The 400-nt window shown below is 25.8% G+C and carries 1 protein-coding gene; it reads left to right on the top strand.

Translation table 11 applies throughout. The features are described from left to right. Positions 1-140: 140 nt before the first annotated feature. On the top strand, positions 141-400 hold a 260-nt coding region (locus KI356_RS27765; protein WP_212937071.1), incomplete at its 3' end, for a DUF3942 family protein.

Raw genomic sequence — 400 nt, forward strand, 5'->3', positions numbered from 1 at the left:
TAATATTGAAAGAGTGTTTATATTTAAAAAGTGCGGGGAATACCAGAGGTTTTTACTTTTTATAGGAAGTTATTTTATAATATGGTAAAATTATATCAATATATTTATTGGCGTAAAATGAAAAGAGGGGGCGTGAAAGTGTGGATTTTCGATTTGAGTTTGCAGCTAAGGTGAAAGAATATTTAGATGATGAAAAAGATGAAAAAATAATAAAAGATGGACACAGAGATATAATTTTCAAATATTTATATCCATTAGAGAGTGAAATTGGAATTTTTAAAAATCCTAACTTTACTTTTTTTGCATCAGGAAGACGTTCACATATAGTATTAGAAAATATTGAATTTAAAACAGAAGTAAACGTGGAAAGTAATATAATTGAAATTATAAAAATAGTGGA

Source organism: Bacillus hominis, from assembly GCF_018332515.1.
Taxonomy (GTDB): domain Bacteria; phylum Bacillota; class Bacilli; order Bacillales; family Bacillaceae_G; genus Bacillus_A; species Bacillus_A hominis.